The organism is Amantichitinum ursilacus (genome assembly GCF_001294205.1).
Lineage (GTDB): Bacteria > Pseudomonadota > Gammaproteobacteria > Burkholderiales > Chitinibacteraceae > Amantichitinum > Amantichitinum ursilacus.
Genome location: NZ_LAQT01000001.1, coordinates 483,148 through 503,154, shown reverse-complemented (window position 1 = coordinate 503,154; position 20,007 = coordinate 483,148). Strand labels below are relative to the sequence as shown.

The 20,007-nt window shown below is 61.5% G+C and carries 20 protein-coding genes; 13 read left to right on the top strand and 7 right to left on the bottom strand.

Annotated features, from left to right (window positions below):
- Positions 1-7: 7 nt before the first annotated feature.
- The gene (locus tag WG78_RS02080; RefSeq protein WP_053936107.1) at positions 8-643 is read right to left on the bottom strand and encodes a response regulator; all 636 of its coding nucleotides are present in this window, start codon (positions 641-643) and stop codon (positions 8-10) included.
- Positions 644-934: 291 nt separating this feature from the next.
- Here WG78_RS02080 and WG78_RS02075 point away from each other — a divergent pair, with 291 nt between their 5' ends.
- The 6 genes from WG78_RS02075 to WG78_RS02050 all read left to right on the top strand — a co-directional run bounded on the left by WG78_RS02075 (position 935) and on the right by WG78_RS02050 (position 5,053).
- Positions 935-1,588: a hydrolase gene (locus WG78_RS02075; protein ID WP_053936106.1), complete on the top strand. Its 654-nt coding sequence runs from the start codon at positions 935-937 to the stop codon at positions 1,586-1,588.
- A 99-nt stretch (positions 1,589-1,687) separates the two neighbouring features.
- Complete coding sequence (locus tag WG78_RS02070; RefSeq protein ID WP_053936194.1) at positions 1,688-3,538, top strand: amidohydrolase; 1,851 nt, start codon at positions 1,688-1,690, stop codon at positions 3,536-3,538.
- Positions 3,539-3,549: 11 nt separating this feature from the next.
- Entirely contained in the window at positions 3,550-3,777 is a 228-nt protein-coding gene (locus WG78_RS02065) for a DUF1427 family protein (protein ID WP_053936105.1), read from the top strand.
- On the top strand, positions 3,774-3,932 hold the full coding sequence (locus WG78_RS02060; RefSeq protein WP_053936104.1) for a XapX domain-containing protein: 159 nt from the start codon (positions 3,774-3,776) through the stop codon (positions 3,930-3,932). The genes WG78_RS02065 and WG78_RS02060 overlap by 4 nt, the downstream gene beginning before the upstream one ends.
- A complete protein-coding gene (locus WG78_RS02055; protein WP_053936103.1) occupies positions 3,929-4,351 on the top strand; it encodes a DoxX family protein in 423 nt (140 codons plus the stop codon). The genes WG78_RS02060 and WG78_RS02055 overlap by 4 nt, the downstream gene beginning before the upstream one ends.
- Positions 4,352-4,366: 15 nt before the next feature.
- Positions 4,367-5,053: a YoaK family protein gene (locus tag WG78_RS02050; protein ID WP_053936102.1), complete on the top strand. Its 687-nt coding sequence runs from the start codon at positions 4,367-4,369 to the stop codon at positions 5,051-5,053.
- Positions 5,054-5,665: 612 nt separating this feature from the next.
- Here the strand turns inward: WG78_RS02050 and WG78_RS02045 are convergent.
- Positions 5,666-6,823: an MFS transporter gene (locus tag WG78_RS02045; protein WP_053936101.1), complete on the bottom strand. Its 1,158-nt coding sequence runs from the start codon at positions 6,821-6,823 to the stop codon at positions 5,666-5,668.
- Between the two features lie 148 nt (positions 6,824-6,971).
- Between WG78_RS02045 and WG78_RS02040 the strand changes: the two genes are divergently transcribed.
- The 4 genes from WG78_RS02040 to WG78_RS02025 all read left to right on the top strand — a co-directional run bounded on the left by WG78_RS02040 (position 6,972) and on the right by WG78_RS02025 (position 10,868).
- Positions 6,972-7,865 carry a LysR family transcriptional regulator gene (locus WG78_RS02040; RefSeq protein WP_053936100.1) on the top strand — a complete coding sequence of 298 codons (894 nt, stop codon included), beginning with the start codon at positions 6,972-6,974 and terminating at the stop codon, positions 7,863-7,865.
- Between the two features lie 17 nt (positions 7,866-7,882).
- Positions 7,883-8,776: a LysR family transcriptional regulator gene (locus WG78_RS02035; protein ID WP_053936099.1), complete on the top strand. Its 894-nt coding sequence runs from the start codon at positions 7,883-7,885 to the stop codon at positions 8,774-8,776.
- Between the two features lie 241 nt (positions 8,777-9,017).
- Positions 9,018-9,677 (top strand): carboxymuconolactone decarboxylase family protein, encoded by a 660-nt coding sequence (locus WG78_RS02030; protein WP_053936098.1) that lies wholly within the window; start codon positions 9,018-9,020, stop codon positions 9,675-9,677.
- Positions 9,678-9,818: 141 nt separating this feature from the next.
- Positions 9,819-10,868, top strand: a complete 1,050-nt coding sequence (locus WG78_RS02025; protein WP_053936097.1) for an NAD(P)-dependent alcohol dehydrogenase — start codon at positions 9,819-9,821, stop codon at positions 10,866-10,868.
- 60 nt (positions 10,869-10,928) lie between these two features.
- On the opposite strand, the gene WG78_RS02020 is transcribed toward WG78_RS02025, so the two are convergent.
- The 3 genes from WG78_RS02020 to WG78_RS02010 all read right to left on the bottom strand — a co-directional run bounded on the left by WG78_RS02020 (position 10,929) and on the right by WG78_RS02010 (position 14,109).
- Positions 10,929-11,921 carry an aldo/keto reductase gene (locus tag WG78_RS02020; RefSeq protein WP_053936193.1) on the bottom strand — a complete coding sequence of 331 codons (993 nt, stop codon included), beginning with the start codon at positions 11,919-11,921 and terminating at the stop codon, positions 10,929-10,931.
- Between the two features lie 86 nt (positions 11,922-12,007).
- Positions 12,008-12,850 carry an SDR family oxidoreductase gene (locus WG78_RS02015; protein WP_053936096.1) on the bottom strand — a complete coding sequence of 281 codons (843 nt, stop codon included), beginning with the start codon at positions 12,848-12,850 and terminating at the stop codon, positions 12,008-12,010.
- 29 nt (positions 12,851-12,879) lie between these two features.
- On the bottom strand, positions 12,880-14,109 hold the full coding sequence (locus WG78_RS02010; RefSeq protein ID WP_053936095.1) for a Bcr/CflA family multidrug efflux MFS transporter: 1,230 nt from the start codon (positions 14,107-14,109) through the stop codon (positions 12,880-12,882).
- A gap of 140 nt (positions 14,110-14,249) precedes the next feature.
- Here WG78_RS02010 and WG78_RS02005 point away from each other — a divergent pair, with 140 nt between their 5' ends.
- On the top strand, positions 14,250-15,155 hold the full coding sequence (locus WG78_RS02005) for a LysR family transcriptional regulator (RefSeq protein ID WP_053936094.1): 906 nt from the start codon (positions 14,250-14,252) through the stop codon (positions 15,153-15,155).
- 149 nt (positions 15,156-15,304) lie between these two features.
- The gene (locus WG78_RS02000) at positions 15,305-16,282 is read left to right on the top strand and encodes an aldo/keto reductase (RefSeq protein WP_053936093.1); all 978 of its coding nucleotides are present in this window, start codon (positions 15,305-15,307) and stop codon (positions 16,280-16,282) included.
- A 67-nt stretch (positions 16,283-16,349) separates the two neighbouring features.
- On the opposite strand, the gene WG78_RS01995 is transcribed toward WG78_RS02000, so the two are convergent.
- Entirely contained in the window at positions 16,350-17,627 is a 1,278-nt protein-coding gene (locus WG78_RS01995; protein WP_169788453.1) for a cytochrome-c peroxidase, read from the bottom strand.
- A 191-nt stretch (positions 17,628-17,818) separates the two neighbouring features.
- Positions 17,819-19,057 (bottom strand): alkaline phosphatase family protein, encoded by a 1,239-nt coding sequence (locus WG78_RS01990; RefSeq protein WP_053936092.1) that lies wholly within the window; start codon positions 19,055-19,057, stop codon positions 17,819-17,821.
- Positions 19,058-19,166: 109 nt separating this feature from the next.
- Here WG78_RS01990 and WG78_RS01985 point away from each other — a divergent pair, with 109 nt between their 5' ends.
- Positions 19,167-19,808 (top strand): TetR/AcrR family transcriptional regulator, encoded by a 642-nt coding sequence (locus WG78_RS01985; protein ID WP_083458720.1) that lies wholly within the window; start codon positions 19,167-19,169, stop codon positions 19,806-19,808.
- The last annotated feature ends 199 nt before the right edge of the window (positions 19,809-20,007 follow it).

The following is a 20,007-nucleotide window of genomic DNA, read 5'->3' as shown; positions in this document are numbered from 1 at the left end:
GCGCCAGTCAAAACTGCAGAATGCCGCGCCGCACCGCGATGGTCACCGCGTGGGTGCGGTCGGCGGCGTGCAGTTTGGCCAGGATGTTTTTCATATGCACTTTGACGGTGTCTTCCGAAATATCCAGCCCCGCACCGATGCGCTTGTTGGATTTGCCCACCGCCGCCAGCTTTAACACCTCGGTTTCACGCGGGGTGAGCGACACCTCCGACATATACTCCGCCAGCTCCATCGCCACCTCGGCCGGAATGCGCCGATGCCCGGCATGCACGCCGCGTATGGTCTCCAGCAAATCAGTACGCATCATGTTCTTCAGCACATAACCCACCGCACCGGCCTTGATGGCGCGTAAAGCGTGCACGTCGCCTTTGTAGGTGGTCAGCACCACAATGCGCGCGTGCGGATCGTATTGGCGGATCAGCTCGATGGCTTCCAGCCCGCTCACGCCCGGCATTTGCAAATCCATCAGCGTTACATCGGGCAGATGCTGTTGGTACAGTGCCAGCGCCTGGCGGCCGTCGCACGCGCCCACCAGATTCATTTCGCTCATGCCTTCAAACACCGCCGCAATGCCTTCCAGGATGAGCGGGTGGTCGTCGACCGCCAGCACCGAGATCGGGCGATTGTGCTGTAGCAAAGTCATAGCGGTACTCCGGGGGCGAGGGTGCTGCCAGCATATCGCGCACCTGGCCCGCTGGCAGTCACCCGATGGAGGGATGCGCGTGTCGGAACGTCTGGTCAGCGTAACTACCCGCATCGTCAGCACGGGATGCCGTCGCGCCAGTCGGGCAGGGAAGCGCCTAACCCATCCGGGTAACACGCCGCATGGCCACAACGGCGATTCGGCGCGCGGGGCCGCCGCGTACAGTTTGCCTCACCCCACGACGCCACCTTGAGCGTCTGGCAAACCCACCTACCGTCCCCGGAGAACCCCATGTCCAAAGCCCAGGCCGTTGCCGGCCCCAAACTGTTAAGCCCCAGCAACCACACGCTGATCATGATCGACCATCAATCGCAAATGGCGTTTGCCACCAAGTCGATTGATGCCGTTACGCTGCGCAACAACGCCGCGCTGGTGGCCAAAGCGGCCAAGGAATTCAAAGTGCCGGTCATTCTGACCACGGTGGCCGAAAAGACCTTTTCGGGTCCGATCTTTACCGAGATCAAAAGCGTGTTTCCCGATGAAGTGGTCATCGACCGCACCAGCATGAATACGTGGGAAGACGAGCGCATTTCCGTGCGCGTTAACGCCGCAGGCAAAAACAAGATCGTGCTGGCGGGCCTGTGGACGGGCGTGTGTATCGTCGGCCCGATGCTGTCCGCCATCGAACAAGGCTTTGAGGTGTATGTGATTGCCGACGCCTGCGGCGACGTCAGCGACGAAGCGCACGAACGCGCCATGCAACGCATGATCCAGGCCGGCGCGCAGCCGATGACCTCGCTGCAATACCTGCTGGAATTGCAACGTGACTGGTCACGCAGCGAATCCTATAACCAGACCGTTGCCACCGCGATTGAACATGGCGGCGCCTATGGCTTGGGCCTGATCTACGCCAAGACCATGTTCGGTGCCTCCGAAGGCCACTAAGCGCTGACCGAGCAACCGATGTAACTCGTCATTTCCACCACGTGGCCCGCATCGTTTTGACGCGGGCGCGTTGCTTGCATGCAAGGAGCCAAGCCCGCCATGCCCGCGCAACTTATTTTGTTAAACGGCCGTTTTCATACGGTAGACCCGACCCAAGCGCAGGCCAGCGCCGTCGCCATTGATCAAGGCCGCTTTGTGGCAGTGGGCGATGCCGAGGCCGTCATGCGGCTGCGCGACGACGCCACGCAAGTAATCGATCTGCAAGGTCAGACTGTCATCCCAGGCCTAAACGATTCGCACCTGCACCTGATCCGCGGCGGGCTTAACTACAACCTGGAATTACGTTGGGAAGGCGTACCGTCGCTGGCCGATGCGCTGCGCCTGCTGCAAGAACAGGCGCGCGTAACACCCGCGCCACAGTGGGTGCGCGTGGTGGGTGGCTGGAGCGAATTCCAGTTTGCTGAACGCCGCATGCCCACACTGGACGAGATCAACGCCGCCGCGCCTGATACGCCGGTGTTTATTCTGCATTTGTACGACCGCGCCTTACTCAACCGTGCCGCCTTGCGCGTGGTTGGGTACGACAAAAACACGCCCAATCCACCCGGTGGCGAAATTGTGCGAGACGCCGCCGGCAACCCCACCGGCATGCTGATTGCGCGCCCCAACGCCATGATTCTGTACGCCACGTTGGCCAAAGGCCCCAAGCTGCCGCTGGAGTATCAAGTCAATTCCACGCGCCAGTTTATGCGCGAACTTAACCGGCTGGGCCTGACCAGCGCCATCGATGCCGGCGGTGGTTTTCAGAACTACCCCGACGATTACGCGGTGGTGCAGCAATTGGCGCGCGAGCAGCAACTGACTATCCGCATCGCCTATAACCTGTTCACCCAGCGCAAAGGCCAGGAACTGGACGACTTCCAGCACTGGACCGACACCGCGCGCATCGGCGGCGGCGACGACTTTCTGCGACTGAATGGCGCAGGCGAAATGCTGGTGTTCTCCGCCGCCGACTTCGAAGATTTTCTGGAACCACGCCCCGAGTTGGCCGCGGGCATGGAAGCCGAGCTGGAGCAAGTGGTGCGCCATCTGGTCAGCCAGCGCTGGCCATTCCGTTTGCACGCCACTTATGACGAATCGATCAGCCGCATGCTGGACGTGTTCGAAAAGGTGAATCGCGACATGCCGTTTGATGGTTTGCACTGGTTTTTCGACCACGCCGAAACCATCACGCCGCGCAATATCGATCGCATCAAAGCTTTGGGCGGCGGCATCGCCATCCAGCACCGCATGGCTTTTCAGGGCGAATATTTTGCCGAGCGTTACGGCGCCGAGGCCGCAAAACTGACGCCACCCATTCAACAAATGCGTAGCGCCGGCGTGCCGGTGGGCGCGGGCACCGATGCCACGCGCGTGGCCAGTTACAACCCGTGGACCGCGCTGTACTGGCTGGTGAGCGGCCGTACCGTGGGCGGGCTCCAGCTGTATGACGACGCCAACCGCCTGACGCGCGAAGACGCCCTGGCCCTGTGGACGGCGGGCAGCGCGTGGTTCTCCAGCGAGCAAGGCAAAAAGGGTCAGATCAAAGTGGGGCAATTTGCCGATCTGGCGGTGTTGTCGGCAGATTTTTTTACCGTGCCGGAAGACGCCATCAAGGCCATCGAATCCGTACTGACCGTGGTCGACGGCAAGATTGTGTACGCGGCCGATCGCTTTCGGTCGCTTGCACCTCCCACCTTGCCGGTGATGCCGGATTGGTCGCCGGTGCAGAAAGTGCCGGGCCACTATCGGGCCGCGCCGCAGACAGCCAGCGCAGCCATCGCGCATCAATGCGGCGGCCCGTGCCAGGTGCATGCGCATACGCACGACGTGGCGCGTAAATCAAACGTGCCGGTGCGCGATTTCACCGGTTTCTGGGGCGCATTGGGCTGCTCTTGTTTTGCGGTTTAAGGAGCGTGTACATGGATAAATTTAAAGTACCGGGTGGGCTGTTGCTGTCGTTTATCGTTGGCGTGGCCTGCCAGCTGGCGCGCATTCCGGTGCCGTCGCCGCCGGTGTTAACCGGCGCATTGTTGGTGTTTGTGATGAGCCTGGGTTATTGGCTGGTCGATAAATATCTGGCGCAGCATCCGGCCGAGCAAAAGAAAAACTGCGCCGGCCATGATCTGACGCGGGAGGCGCGGCCATGACCATGCTGATTGTGGGCATCGTGCTGTCGTTTGCCGTGGGCGCGTTGTGCCGCGCGCTGGATATCCCGTCACCCGCGCCGCCGTCGCCGATCGGCGCTTCGTTGGTGGTGGCGATGACCTTGGGCTTTGTACTGGCAGGGATGGTGCATCTATGAATAGTTTGAAGCGGGCGCTGATCAGTTCGCCCATCAGCCTGGATGTGGGTTTGCTGTTCTTGCGGCTGGCGGGCAGCGCGCTGCTGTTTTACGTGCACGGCTGGCCCAAGATCATCCACTACCACAGCGAGCTGCAACATATCGAAGATCCGTTTGGCCTGGGCGCGCAGTTTTCGCTGTGGTTTGCCGTGCTGGCCGAAGTGCTGTGCCCGATCGGCATCGCGCTGGGTTTGCTGACGCGGCTAGCCACCTTGCCGGTGCTGGTGGTGTTGGGCGTGGCGCTGGTGTTTGTGCATGCGGACTGGAGCATTGCCGATGGCCAGTTTGCATGGCTGTTGCTCATCATCTACGGCACCATCGCACTGGCCGGACCAGGCGCGTTTTCGCTGGACGCGCGGCTGGCGCGCGTCAGCGCATAAGCACAAGGAAATCGCATGAAGTTGCCCGAACGAGACATCACGCTGGGCGTAAGTTATGGCTTTGTGGCCGGCTATGTCGACACGCTGGGTTTTATCGCGCTTAGCGGTTTGTTTACCGCGCATGTAACGGGCAACTTTGTGCTGATTGGCGCGACGTTGGCGCACTTTGGCCATGGCGTGCTGCTCAAGCTGGTGGCGTTTGCCGCGTTTGTGTTGATGGTGGCGCTGACGCGGCTGCTGCTACTGGCGGTGCCCACGGCGCACGCGCTGACGTTTACGCGCGTGTTGCAAGTGGCGTTGCTGGCGGGGTTTATGGCTTTGGGCATCGCGTCGCGCGGGCTGGAACTGGACGCGCCGCTATCGCTGGTTTGTGGTGCGACCGGGGCGGCGGCGATGGCGGTGCAGAATGCGGTATCGCGGATTTTGTTGCCGAGCATTGCGCCGACCACGGTGATGACGGGCAATGTGACGCAACTGGTGATTGATGTGGTGGACGTGCTGCGCTGCGCGGCGTCGGCGGAGGTGAAGAAGCGTATCAGTCACTTTTTCTGGCCGGTGGTGGCGTTTGCGGGCGGGGCGATTGGCGGCGCTTATGCGTGGATGGAGTTCGGGTTTGTCGGGTTGGTTTTGCCGATGGCGGTTTTGCTGGCGTTGGTGGGGGTTGATCGGGTGGGATTGGGTGGGCGGGCTGTGAATGTTTGAGTGTTGTGGCGGGTGTTGAGGTGTTGAGGTGTCTCGGTGTTCGTGTGTTCGGGTGCTCGCGTTTTGGGTTTTGGGTTTTGGGTTTTGGGTTTTGGGTTTTGGGTTTTGGGTTTTGGCGGTCAAAACCTTTAAACGCGTAGCCTGCGGCGCGTTTTGATACCCGGGGGTGCCCGGGAGCACGTCACTTTCTCCTACAGCCGAGAAAGTAACCAAAGAGGCCGCCCTTAGCTGCCGCAATGCGGGGGTAGGTCAAAAGCCTCAAGCACATCCTTTGGGTTGCATAGCTGCCGCTCCGCGGACGCGACGCTCAGTCGGAGCCCGGTAAAGCTGGTCTCCTACCTTCGCGCGCTCAGGAGATGGCGCGGCATAGCCACGATTGCTGCCTCGTTGCTGCGCAACATCGGGTGGGCGTGGGGGCTGGGCCGTGACTGTGAATGAGTGGTGCGCTTGCTTAACGCTTTGGGCTTGCTACGCGGCGGTCCCATACGGTGGGTCTAGACCCACCACCCAAAGTGGCCGGAGCAAAAGGGGGATGCTGGCGTCTCGGCCTGCTTCGTTCGGATGGTCGCTGGACGCTTGCGATTCAAAGCCGCTGCACAGTCGGGCGCGATATCACGCGGGTTGGTTGAACCACCGCAACCGCATCACCACCGAAACAAACGTCAGCACCAGCAGCGCCAGTCCGCCTGCGAGGATGGATTGCACGCCGCGGTCTGCGATTAATGCGCCGCCGATGGAGGTGCCGAGCACGATGCCGATATTGCCGAACGACAAAAACAAGCCATTGGCCAGGTCGGGGGCGGTGGGGAGGGCGGAGCTGATCCAGTATTGCTGGAAGTTATTGCCGGCACCGTAAATAACGCCCCAGAGGCAGATCAGCGCGCACATCGGTAAGGCGTAGTGGCCCAGCGCGAGTAGCGCCAGGTAGATGGCACCTAGCGCAAACGGAAACAGCAGCACCGGGCGCGTGGTGTATTTGCTCAGTACTTTGCCGGCAACCGGGTTGCCGTAAATGCTGGCGATGCCAAACAGCAACAACATGGCGCTCAGCATGGAGGGCGACACATGTGTAATGTTTTGCAGATAATCCGCCACATAGCTGTACACGCTGGCCATGGACGCCGCAATCAAAGCCACCGTGGCCAGCGATACCCAGGTCACGCCGCGCTTGAGCACGCTTGATTGCGCACCGTACGACGCGCGTTGCGCGACCGGCAGTGACGGCACGGTCAGCAAGGTCAGCAGCAACGCAATGCCGTTGACGGCCGCAAAGAACAGCATCGCGGTTTTAAATGACGACAGACTGGCGATGTAGCTCGTCACCGGCACGCCAAATACCATGCCCGCCGATACCCCCATCATCACGCGCGCCACCGCTTTGGGCGCCTCTTTCGCGCCACCTGCTTGTGCGGCCAGCACAAAGGCCGCCGAACAATAAATCGGGTGGAACAACGCGGGGATCAGTCGGCTGGCCAGCAGCACGTTAAAGTCGTTGGTGTACATCGCGGTCAGGTTGCCCAGCACAAAAATCGCCTGCACCAGCAACATTGCGTATTTGCGGTTAACGCCAGCAAACACCGCCGGCATAAACAAGCCTGCCACCGCCACGCCCAGCGCAAAGAGGCTGACCGTCCACCCCGCCTGGGCCACGCTCACCTGAAACACCCTGGCCACCAGCGGCAAGATGCCGACCATTCCGAGTTCGGTGGTCAGGATGCCGAACACGCCAAACGTGAGCTTCCAGACCAGCGCGTTACTGCTTTTATCCATACTTGAAAATCCATGGGTTGAGTGGGACAGGCCCGCAGGCGACGGCAACGGCGGCCCAGCTGGCTCGGGTTCAGGCTGCACTTTACGCAGTCGCCTTCACCCCCACTAGTCGCTAGAATGGGCATGCACTTATAGGAGAAATTCATTAATGGCGCGCGATCAGTTCGGCGATTTGCTGGCTTTTTTTGCCGTGGCGCGGGCCGGCGGCTTTACTCGCGCTGCGGCTCGACTGGGCGTGTCGCAACCGTCGCTTAGCCATACAGTGCGCCAGCTAGAGGCGCGGCTGGGCGTGCAGTTGCTCACACGCAGTACGCGCAGTGTGGCCCCGACCGAAGCCGGGCAACGCTTGATCGACCGACTGGCGCCGGAGTTCGACGGCATCGAGACTGATATTCTGGCGTTGGGCGAATTACGCGATCAGCCCACCGGCACGGTGCGCATCACCGCCATTGATTACGCGATTCGCAGCACGCTATGGCCGCGGCTGGCCGCATTTCTGCCGCAATACCCTGATATCAAAGTCGAGCTGATCAACGAATACGCCAGCGTCGATATCGTCGCGCAGGGGTATGACGCGGGCGTGCGCTTTGGCCAGGAACTGGCGCAGGACATGATTTCAGTACGCATCGGCCCCGATATTCGCAACGTGGTGGTCGGCGCGGCCGCTTACCTGGCCGGGCGCACACTGCCGCAAACACCACACGACCTGACTGCGCACACCTGCATCAATCTGCGCACCTCTACCTATGGCGGGCTGTATGAATGGGAATTCGTCAACGACGGCAGGGCGTTGGGTGCGCGGGTGGAGGGGCAACTGGTTTTTAATAACGCCTACGACATTCTCGACGCCGCCCGAGCCGGCTTTGGCCTGGCGTACCTGCCCGCGGACATGGTGGCGGCCGACATCCAGAGCGGCTTGTTAGCGCCGATGTTGCAAGACTGGTGCCCAACCTGGGACGGTTTGCATTTGTATTACCCCAACCGACGCCAGCCTTCGCGCGCGATGAGCCTGCTGATCGACGCGTTGCGCTACAACGCCTGAGCGAGGAGCGTCAGCACATGTCCAGCGAAAACCTTCGAGACATTTATGCGCTGCTGGTGGTCGCGCGCGAGCGCAGCTTTACGCGCGCTGCGGCCCAACTGGGCGTATCGCAATCGGCATTAAGCCACGCGATCCGGGCGTTAGAGGCCCGACTGGGTTTGCGCTTGCTCACGCGCACCACACGCAGCGTGGCGCCCACCGAGGCGGGCGAACGCTTGATCGCCAGCGTCACGCCGCGCTTTGACACCATCACCCGCGAACTGGCCGCGCTGGGCGAATTACGTGACAAACCCGCAGGCACCGTGCGCATCACCACCTCGGATTTTGCGGCACAGACGGTGTTGTGGCCGAAACTGTCCGGCCTGCAGCGGCAACACCCCGATATCAGGATCGAATTGAATATCGATACAGGCCTGACCGACATCGTGAGTGAACGCTTTGATGCAGGCGTGCGCTTTGGCGACCAGATTGCCAAAGACATGACATCGATACCGATTTCCGCGGCAACGCCGGTGTGCATCGTGGCCACGCCGCAATACCTGGCACAACACGGCACGCCCCAAACCCCCGCCGACCTGACCCGACATCTATGCATTAATCTGCGTTTTGCCCTGCGCGGCGGCTTATATGCCTGGGAGCTGCAACAAGACGGCCGCAGCCTGCAAGTGCGCGTGGACGGGCCGTGGGTATTTAACCAGATCAGCATGGCGGTGGAAGCCGCGCTGGCCGGCTGCGGTCTCGCTTACGTGCCCGTGGCCCTGGTGCGCGCGCCGCTGGAAAGCGGCCACCTGCAGACGGTGTTGCCCGATTTTTGCCCGACGTTTCCCGCGCTGCACATCTATTACGCCAATCGGCATCAGGCTTCGCCTGCGCTGGCCTTGGTCATCGAAACCCTGCGGTATCACGCATAACCGCAGCGGCGCGCGGCATTGATGAATAAACCGCATAAGCCCATGCCGTTTATGCGGCTTATCGCGCTGGCTCAAACCCGGAAGAATAGGCGACCGACCCTTACCCCGGCGGGAGCCCTGACTGATGCGCACATCAACGTTTGTTCAACGCCTGGGCGTCGCCCTCGCTCTGGCGGCGGCAGGGGTGGTGAATGCGTCCGCCAGCCCGGCTGCCGCCACGAATTCCGGAGACCCCACGACCATGACTGCCGAACACACCGCAAGCCCGCTTTCCAACAAGCAACTCGCCATCGCCCCCATCGCTGCGATGACGGCCATCGGCGATATGCCCGCGCTGGATGCCGCGCTCAATCGCGGGCTCGATGCGGGTCTGACGATCAGCGAGAGCAAAGAAATTCTGGTGCAGATGTATGCCTACACCGGCTTTCCGCGCAGCCTGAACGGTTTGAGTGCATTGATGAAAGTACTGAAGGCGCGCAAGCAGCGCGGCATAAGCGATGCGCCGGGGCGCGAGCCGGGCCCGGTGCCCGCGGGCGATCAGGCTTTGGCCGCAGGCACAGCCAACCAGACGCAACTGACCGGCGCGCCCGTCAAAGGCCCCTTGTTCGACTTTGCCCCCGCTATCGACCAGTTTTTAAAAGCGCATCTGTTTGGCGATATTTTTGCGCGTGACAACCTGGACTGGCCCAGCCGCGAACTGGCCACCATCGGCGCATTGGCCGCATTGACCGGTGTGGAATCGCAACTGCAATCGCATGTTCGCATCAGCCTGCATGTGGGCATCAGCGCGGCGCAGATCCGTCAGGTGGCGCAAAGACTGAGTGATGCCAGCCAGGATGCCGCCGCCCAGCGCATGCGCGATGCGCTGGAAAAAAATCTGGCCGCCAGCGCGAAACAATAAACGCCCGCAAGCACCGCAGGACGGCCGCCGTGGCCGCTTACTATTTGATGACGGCAAGCAGCCGTGCGCGGGCGGCACAACGTTCTATGATCAGCCCAGGCGTGCTGTTTTCTCTTGTTACACCTTCACCGGAGTCAGTCCATGCAGACCCAAGGTTATGCGGCTTATACCCGCGACACCCCGCTCAAGCCGTATGTGTTTCAGCGCCGCGAATTACGCGCCAATGATGTCTCGATGGAAATTCTGTATTGCGGCGTGTGCCATTCCGATTTGCACACCGCACGCAACGACTGGGGCTGGAGTTATTACCCGATCGTGCCGGGCCATGAAATCGTGGGCCGCGTGTTGGCCGTCGGCGCGGCAGTCAAGCGCTACAAAGTGGGCGACCATGTCGCTGTCGGTTGCATGGTCGATAGCTGCATGGAATGCGACCAATGCAAAAAAGGCGAAGAACAGTTGTGTCGCGAGGGCAATACCGGCACTTACGCGGGCCGCGATCGCATCACCGGCGAAAACACGCAGGGTGGTTATTCCAAACATCTGGTGGTGCGCGAAGAGTTTTGTTTGCGCATGCCCGATGGTCTGGACATCTCAAAAGCCGCGCCGCTGTTGTGTGCGGGCATCACCACTTATTCGCCGCTGCGCACCTGGGGCGTGAAGGCCGGCAGCCGCGTGGGCGTGATCGGCCTCGGTGGGCTGGGCCATATGGCGGTGAAACTGGCCGTGGGCATGGGCGCGGATGTCACCGTGCTCAGCCGCACCGCCGACAAGGAAGCCGATGCGCTCAAGCTGGGCGCGGCGCGTTTGCTGGTGTCGTCGGACGCCGATGCAATGGCCAAGGCGGGCAGCAGTTTTGATCTGGTTATCGATACGGTGCCGGTCAAACATAACCTCGACCTGTACACGCCGCTGCTGGATGTGGATGCCACGCTGGTCATCGTCGGGCAGGTGGGCCCGATAGAAGAAGCCAGCACGGTGCCGTTGTTGCTGGGCCGTCGCCGTGTGGCGGGCTCGCCGATTGGCGGCATCGCGCAAACGCAGGAAATGCTCGACTTCTGCGCCGAAAAAAATATCCTGCCCGACTGCGAAATGATCCGTATGGACCAGATTAACGAAGCGTTTGAGCGCATGGAAAAAGCCGATGTGCGCTATCGCTTTGTGATCGATATGGCGTCGCTGCCGGCAGCGTAACCGGCCACGCAAAACGCCCCTCGTGCAGCGCGCGCGAGGGGCGTTTTTTTGGGGTAGCGTTTACAGATTGGTCATCTTCAGCACCGCTTCGGGCAAGCGCGCGCCTTGCACCTCGATCCGGGCGATCTGGTCCGTGATGGCCTTCAGCTCCGCATCGGCAAGCACCAGATCCAGCGCACCCAGATTCTCTTGCAACCGATGCAGTTTGGTGGTGCCCGGAATAGGCGCAATCCATGGCGTTTGCGCCAGCAACCACGCCAGCGCCACCTGCGCGGGCGTCGCGTTTTTACCCGCTGCCACGGCCTTGATCACTTCCACCAGCGCCATGTTGGCTTTGCGCGCGGCGGGTGCAAACCGCGGCACGCTATTACGAAAATCGCTCGCGTCAAACTGCGTGGTTTCGTCGATCTTGCCAGTCAAAAACCCCGCACCCAGCGGACTGAACGGCACGAAGCCGATGCCCAGTTCCTGCAAGGTGGGCAGCAGTTCAGCTTCGGGGCCACGCCAGAACAGCGAATATTCACTTTGCACCGCGGTCAGCGGCTGGATCGCATGCGCGCGCCTTAGGGTTTGCACACTGGCTTCGGACAAACCGAAGTGTTTAACCTTGCCCGCAGCGATCAGGTCTTTCACCGCGCCTGCAACGTCTTCAATCGGCACCGCGGGGTCAACGCGGTGCTGGTAAAACAAATCGATGTAATCCGTACGCAAACGCTGCAATGCCGCGTCGCACACGGCGCGGATATGTTCAGGTCGGCTATTGGTGCCGCCGCGGCGCTCACCTGTCGCCAGATCAATGTCGAACCCGAACTTGGTGGCCAGCACCACTTGATGGCGGATGGGCTGCAAGGCTTCGCCCACCAGTTGTTCGTTGGCAAACGGGCCATAGGCTTCCGCAGTGTCGAAATGCGTAACGCCGAGGTCGTGCGCACTCCGGATCAGTTTGATCATGGCCTGGGGCTCAGCGGCCGGGCCGTAGGCGCTGCTCATGCTCATACATCCCAAGCCTAATGCCGAGACTTCAAGACCCTGACCTAATTGACGATATTGCATGGTTGGCTCCTTGTCGGACCGCACTGCACGCTGCAGCGGGCCCGGTTTAACAATGGATGGAAGCGGGCGCTGACGCGAGCGGGCGCTCATTCGCCCGCTGGAAAATCGGTTGACGCCGCCAGCGCCGTTTGCGTCTCAAAATCAGCCAGCCGTTTGCGCAAGGTGCTGATCGTGCTGTGCAGCGCTTGCGAGCCCAGCACCATGCGCAACGGCGCGGGGTTCTGCTCCACGCTTTCGATGATGCGCGCCGCCATCCGGGCCGGGTCGCCCGGGGCCAGGCCGTTGGCCGGGTCGAGCATGCGCAGGAACGCATGCGCGGGCGTGCCGTCGTAAATCGGCAGCAGTTTGGCCACCTGGGCGCTGCCATAACGGAATTCGGTGCGCGCGCCACCGGGCTCCACCAGCGTCATGCCGATATTGAACGACGCCACCTCTTGCGCTACCGCTTCGACAAAGCCTTCGATACCCCACTTGGTGGCGTGGTACAGCGAGTTGCCCGGAAACGCCACCTGGCCGCCGTAAGTAGAAAGCTGAATAATGCGACCACCGCCTTGCGCGCGCAGATGCGGAATCACCGCGCGAATCAGCTGGATGGAGCCCACCAGGTTGGTGGCGATCATCTGGTCGATCTGGCTATCTGAGAGCTCTTCCGCCGCCCCAAACAGGCCATAACCAGCGTTGCTGATCACCACATCGATGGTCTTGAAGCGGGCAAAGCTGAGTTCCACCAGATTGCCGATGGCGTCGGTATCGGTCACGTCGAGTAATTCGGCGCTAAAGGTTTGCGGATATTGCGCATTCAGATCAGCCACCTTGCCCAGATCGCGCACGGTGCCGATGACGCGGTGGCCCGCAGCCAGCAATTGCTCGGTCATTTCGCGGCCAAAGCCGCTGCTGATGCCGGTGATCAGCCAGGTACGTGGGGTCATTTGATATTTTCCTGTGTGATGTGGAAAGCTCAGGAACGCGCTGGCGCGGTCCGGGATGAGAACGCCGGGTGCAGGCGCGGCAACAAGGCGATGGCCAGGCAGGCGATGCCCGCCACGCCGACGATCAGCCCCATCGGCCACGGCGTGCCGTCGGCCAGCCAGCCCAACAGCGCGGCGGTCAGCACGCCGCTGCCGTAATGCACCGCGCCCAGCAGCGACGAGGCCGCGCCGGCCTGACGCGGAAAGAACGACAGCGCGCTGGCCACCGAATTGGCGACGATAAAACCGCTGGGCGCCATAAAGAAAAAGATCGGCACCGCCAGGCCCGCCACGCCGCCCCAGCCGCTGCGCGCATCGATGATCAGGGCCACGCCCGCCATTGCGACGATCAATGCGCCAACCTGGAACAGGCGCTCGCTGCCCAGTCGCGGAATCAGCCGCGTGTTCAGGAAATTCATCGCCATCAAACCGATGATGTTGACGCTGAACAGCAAGCCAAAAGCGGTGGGGGCGACGTGGTAGTAGCCAACATAGGCAAACGGCGTGCCGGCGATAAAGGCGTAGCAACCACCGTAATAACAGCCGCCCGCCAGGGCGTAGGTCAGCAAGCGCGGATCGCGCAGCAGCTGGCCGTATTCGGCGAAGGTATTGCGCAACGGGGCGCGATGACGCAGCTCGGCCGGCAGCGTTTCGGGCAGCCAGCGCAACGCGGCCAGCGCGGCCACGCCACACACGGCCAGCACGCCAAAAATGGCGCGCCATGTCGATCGCTGCAGGATTTGCGCGCCCAGCAACGGCCCGGCCAACGGCGCTACCGCCATGATCAGTATCAGCAACGACAGCATCTGCGCCGAGCGTTCGCGCGGATACACATCACGCACCATCGCCCGCGCCAGCACCGGCCCGGCGCATGTGCCCACGGCCTGGATCACGCGCCAGACCAGCAACTGCGTGATGCTGGTGGCGCTGGCGCAGCCGATCGAACCGATGGCAAACAGCAGCAGCCCGGCCGCGATCGGTCCGCGCCGACCTTTGCGATCACTGATCGGACCCCATAACACTTGCCCCAGGCTAAAGCCGATCAGAAAAGTGGAAATGGTCAGTTCCACCCGGCCGATATCGGCATGTAAATCGCGTACCAGCGTGGGCAGGGCAGGCAGATACAAATCGGTGGCGATCGATGAAAACGACATCAACGCGCTGAGTAGCAGCATCAAGCGCAGGCTGTGGGCAGCGGCTTGCTGGCGAGGGTCCGTCATCGTTGAAGGCCGGTTGAGCGTGCAAGTAACAACATGGATGGCTCCGCGAGCGTGCATTCAGAATGAAGCACAGTCTAAAAGCGGGTGATATCCTCAACAATCCAGCGTGGATTGCATCTGCTCCTGAGGAAAATTCATCAATGTTAAAAACCGGCATTTCGGAATTGACGGCCTTTGCGGTAATTGCCGAACAGCACAGCTTTCGCGCGGCGGCGCGTTTGCTGGATGTATCGCCGTCCGCGCTCAGCCACGCCATGCGCGCGCTGGAAGAACGGCTAGGTGCGCGTTTGCTCAATCGCACCACCCGCTCGGTGGCGCTGACCGAGGCGGGCGAAAAACTGCTCAACCGCTTGCGCCCGGCCCTGGCCGATATCGACGAGGCGCTGCAGGAAGTCACCAACGCGCGCGAACGGCCGTCGGGCTCGCTGCGCATCAATAGTTCAGAAGCGGCGGCGCTGCCGCTAATCCAGCACGTGTTGCCCGGCTTTCTCCAGCAATACCCGGACATCCACGTCGAATTTGTGGTCGATAGCCGCATGGTCGATATCGTGGCCGCCGGTTTTGATGCCGGCATCCGCATCCAGGAGGCCGTGCCCAAAGACATGATTGCGGTCAAGTTCGGCCCGGATTTGCGCTTTGTGGCGGTGGGTTCGCCCGACTACTTTGTCCGGCACGCGCCACCGCAAGTGCCGCTGGATTTGCTGCACCATCGCTGCGTGCGCTTTCGTTTTGAAAGCGGCGCGCTGTATCGCTGGGATCTGCAACTGCACGGGCGGCCGATCAATCTGGATGTAAACGGACCAATGACCGTGGGCAGCATGCGGCTGGCGGTGGAAGCGGCGCTGCGCGGCATCGGCATTGCATGGGTTAATCAGGCGCTGGTGGCGGATGCATTGGCCAGTGGGCAGCTGGTGCAAGTCTTGCCGGACTGGAGCCCGGCCCAGCCGGGGCTGTGCCTGTATTACCCGGCCAATCGGCATCCGCCCACAGTGTTGCGTTTGTTTGCCCAGGCGGTGCGCGACTGGAATAACGGCAACGCTGCTTAGCGCGAACTGGGGCGGGCACGCGGGGCACGCAGTTCGTTTTATGAGATTGATCCGACAAAGCCAGGAACACCTGGTGCAATGTGTACTCTGAGCATGCAACGCCGCGCTGCGACCGCCGTGCGGCCCGCTACTTACACAGGAGCACCATCATGCAAACACGTCATCTGGGCCAACTCGAGGTTTCCGCCATCGGGCTGGGCTGCATGGGGCTGACCATGGCTTATGGCACCGCCACCGCCAAGGCCGACGCCATTGCGCTGATCCGCGCCGCGTATGCACGCGGCGTTACTTTTTTTGATACGGCCGAAGCGTATGGCCAGTTGAATGAGGAAATTGTCGGCGAGGCAGTGGCGCCGTTTCGTGACAAGGTGGTGGTGGCCACCAAGTTTGGCTTCAAGAATGGCAATCCGGCCGAAGGGCTCGACAGCCATCCCGAGCGCATTCGTGCGGTGGTGGAGAAATCGCTTAAGCATCTGCAAACCGATTACATCGATCTGCTGTACCAACATCGCGTCGATCCCGAAGTGCCACTGGAGGACGTGGCCGGTGCCGTGCGCGATCTGATCCAGCAGGGCAAGGTGCGCGGTTTTGGCATGTCGGAGGCGGGCGTGGCTGCCATCCGCACCGCGCATGCCGTGCAACCTTTATCGGCGCTGCAAAGTGAATACTCGATGTTTACGCGCGAGCCCGAAGACAAAATCCTGCCCCTGCTGGAAGAACTGGGCATCGGTTTTGTGCCGTTCAGCCCGCTGGGGCGTGGTTTTTTAACCGGCGCCATTGACGCCAGCACCACGTTTAACAGCGACGATATGCGCAACAAACTGCCGCGCTTTAACGATGACGCGGCGCGCGCTGCCAATTTCAAGCTGGTGCAATCCATCGGCGAATTTGCCCAGCGCAAGCAGGCCACGCCTGCGCAGGTGGCGTTGGCGTGGATCCTGGCGCAAAAGCCGTGGATCGCGCCTATCCCCGGCACCAGCAAACTGCAACGACTGGAAGAGAACATCGGCGCGGCGGCGCTGACGCTCTCGCCCGATGAAGTGCGCGAGCTGAACGACATGCTGGCGCGCGTACCGGTGCAGGGCGAACGCTATCCGGCCGAGATGATGAAAACGGTGAATCGCTAAACGCTAGCCCGGCTTGCGGCGGTGGGCGGCGGCAATCCAGGCCGTCGCATCGCCGCGCCTGACGCAATCACTTCTTCGCCGCAACCACCATCGCATCGCGGTCGGTCAGCGTATTCAAAAACGCGATCACATCATCCACATCTTGCTCATTCCACGCAGGCGTGCCGCCGCGTTTGCGTGTCAGCGGTTCGTCGTTGGTATCGACATTGGCGCGCTTGTCCGCAGGCAGATCATCAAACTTCTGCACCTTGCCATGCACGCTGGAGTACCACTTTTGCGGTGCGGTATCGCGTTGCACGTAGAACTGCAGTGCGGTTTTCAGATCGTGGAATTTGCCGTTATGAAAGAACACTTCGCGCGTTGCCACATTGCGAAGCGTGGGCGTGCGAAACATGCCGCAATAGCCGTCTTGTTTGGCCTGGTCCTGGCGCAGCGGGCCGCACAAACCCATATCAAAGAATCGGGGATTCTTGTTGACCGCCAGTTCGCCATTACGCGGCACGCCCAGCACTTCAAACTGATAATCGGTAAACAACGGATGCGCGCCGTTGGCGCCCTGATTATCAAAGTGACAAGACGCGCAATTGCCGCTTTTCGGGTCGTCAAACAACTGCTTGCCGCGCGCTTCTTGCGGGGTCAGCGTGGCTTTGCCATCCATCCACGCGTCGAACTTGCTGCTGTACGGATGAAAGCTGGCGTCATCCAGCTGGAATTGCGCCAGCGCCAGGCCCGCGTAATGCAGCGCTTGCTTATCGTTATTGAGAATGGCGCGGCCGAATAGTTGGTTAAACGCGCTGGCGCTGCTGCTGTGGCGCAGGCGCTCGGCAAAGCCTTGTGGCGTGCCATTGGCCATCTCATCGGGGTTAAGCAGCGGAAAGGTGGCTTGTTCGTGCAAAGCATCAAAACGCCCATCCCACGTCAGTCCGCCCGTGGGCGGCAATTCTTGCGCTTCGGCGCGTTCCATCATGCTGGACGGGCTTTCCACGTGCCACGCCTGCATCTTGTTAAGCGTATAGCGCAGCGACGGTACGGCGCGCATGCCCTGGTGGGTCATGTCGGCGCCACCAAACTGCGCGGGCAGGCCGTTCGGTGGGCCGTAGGCGCGCGCGGCGGCGTGGCAGGTGGCGCAGGCTTGCTGGCCCGATGCCGACAAGCCGCGATCAAAAAACAATTGTCGGCCCAGTGCGGCCAATGCCGCTTTGTCCGGCGTCGCTGTGGCGGCAGGCGCAGCGGCCACAGCAGGGGAGTTGGTGGCGCGAGCGCGCGCTTGCAGCAAGATCGAGGCCGCTGCCATGCCCGCCAGCAACAGTACCAGCCAGGCATTACGACGAGAAATAAGGTTCATGAGCTCTGGATTCGCGAAAAGGTAAACGGCGCGCAACCCCGCGCTGCGATGGGTTGCCACAGCCGTGTCGGGGCCAGCGCAGCGTGACCAGGTTGCGAACCGCCGGAACGGCGGAACCGCAGCGTACGTGTTGTACGTGAGGGTTCCGAGTACCGCCGGGTCGCAAGAGGGTCGCGCTGCGGTGGTCCTCTCTACTTGAGGTTGGTGAAGATGTCCGCGCCGAATGGCGTCAGCCCGTCTTGCGCGGCGTAGCCCAGATGCCCCAGCTTGAAGATGTCTTCAATACTGCGTAGCAGCGAGTAATGGTTGTAGGCGGTGGTACTGACCGTGCCCGCCTTGATAAACGGCGAGATCAACACCGCGCCCGTGTTATCACCGCCAAAGCTGTTGTACGAAACCTGAATCTGCAGGCCGTTGTACGTACCCAGCGCCGAGGTTTGCGGATAGTCGCCCAGGTTGGGGCCTTTCTTCTGGTTGCAGCAGGTTTCGCCGGCGTAGGTCAGCTTCATGACGCCGCTGGCCACGGTGGTGGCGGCATAGCTGCCTTCGTCAAAGTTGATGATCAGCAGGCCGTCTTTCTTGAACGCGGGTGAGTTGGTGATGATCGGCACCCAGGTTTTCAGGAAGGCGTCGGCCGAGGTCAGCCCACCGGCTTCGCCCGTGACGCACGGCGCATCGTGGCCGTCATGGCACAGATTGGGCGTAATGAAGTTGAAGTTGGCGGTGGTGTCGGCGCTGGCCAGATCGGCCTTCAGCGTGTTCAGCTCGACCACGTGTTTGCCACAATCGGCGTTGTTATCAATGATGGAATGGAAATACATGAACGGATTGTGGCGGGTGGCGTACTGGTCACCCTTGGCCACGGCCACGCTGGAGGCTTCGGGCGATTGCGTGTAATCCACCGCGCCGATCACCGGATGACCACAGCTGGCGCTTTCGCGTGCCGGGTCATTGCCCATGTCTTCCATGTAGCCTTTCCACGTCAGGCCTGCGGCCGTCAGCTGGTCCGGCAGCGTTTTGATCGAAGCGGGGTAGACACAGCCGCTGCCGATGGCCTGGCCGTCCGCATCGGTGCCGGTTTGCGCAAATTCGCTAAACGACTGGCAATCCATATTGGTGACCGGATTGCCGGACTGGCCCGAGATCATCGCGATGTAGTTATCCAGGCTAACGTGGCCGGTGCCGTAATACTTTTGCAGCAGCGCGCCCTGGCTGGCCAGATCTTGCGCCAGATATTTGGCCACCGTATTGGCGCCAAACGTGGTGCTGTAGTTTTCGTTTTCCAGCGTCAGCACAAAAACGTGCTTGATGCTGTTGATGGTGGGCGTGGCGCTTGCGCTGTCGTCGCCGCTGTTACAGCCCACCAGCGCGCCGGCCATGACGATGCCGCCAAGAGCCGCCGTCAGCCAGCGTTTTAAGTTGATGCTCATCGTGTTGTGTCCCTGTGTTTTGATCGTGTATCGGGGCGCACATGTAAACATACATGTATGTCTTTTTTATGACGTGGCAGCGGGCGCGTGGCCCGTTAGAATGGCGCGCATGAATAGCCAGAGCCGCTCCAGCCAGACCCGCCAGGCATTGCTCGATGCCGCCCGCCAGCTTCTGATCGAGCAGGGTTATGCCCGGCTGGCCGAAACGCGCGTATGCGACCGTGCCGGAGTCAGTCGCGGTGCATTGCGCTACCACTTTCCTGAAGGCTTGCTCGATTTATTGCCCGCCTTGCTGGACGAGTTGATCGACATCGAAGGCGGCAAGATCGACCCCGCCGGCTTGTTTAACCCGCGTGAACGCATGTATCTGGCGCTGTATGGCCTGGCGCATGCGCAAGGGCAGACCGATTCGCTGGCGGTGCTGGAATTGTGGATGGCCGCGCGCGGGGACGAACGCCTGGCCGAGCGGCTGAATCCAATCATGGATAGCGCCGATCGCCGCATCTTCGGCTTTGCCCCCGACGCCCCGTTTGAACCCGATTTGCTGGCCTGGCGCTTGATGCTGCACGGCGCCAGCCTGCATGTGTTCAGCCTTGATTACGACCGCGCCAAACTGACCGCCGCGCTGCAATGGGTGCTCAAGCAATGGCCCATGCCCGAGAGCCTGCAGCAGAAGCTGGCGGCGCGCCGGGCCGAGGCGACTGCCTCCGCCAGCAGCGAATCCACCCCCAATACTGCCGACGCGGGTTAAGCGTTTAACTTTTTTGCTTTGATTTGCGGCAAGCCGTTGTGCGCGCCAAACCCAGCGCTGGCGCGACTTTGCCCGCTGTACCCCAGCGGAAACGTATCCGTGCCGGTCGATACAGATACAAAACCGTCATCTTTCGATCATGTTGCCTCTCTAGCATTCAGTCCGCTTTCACACAGCCGGGGTCTGCCGACTCCTTCAC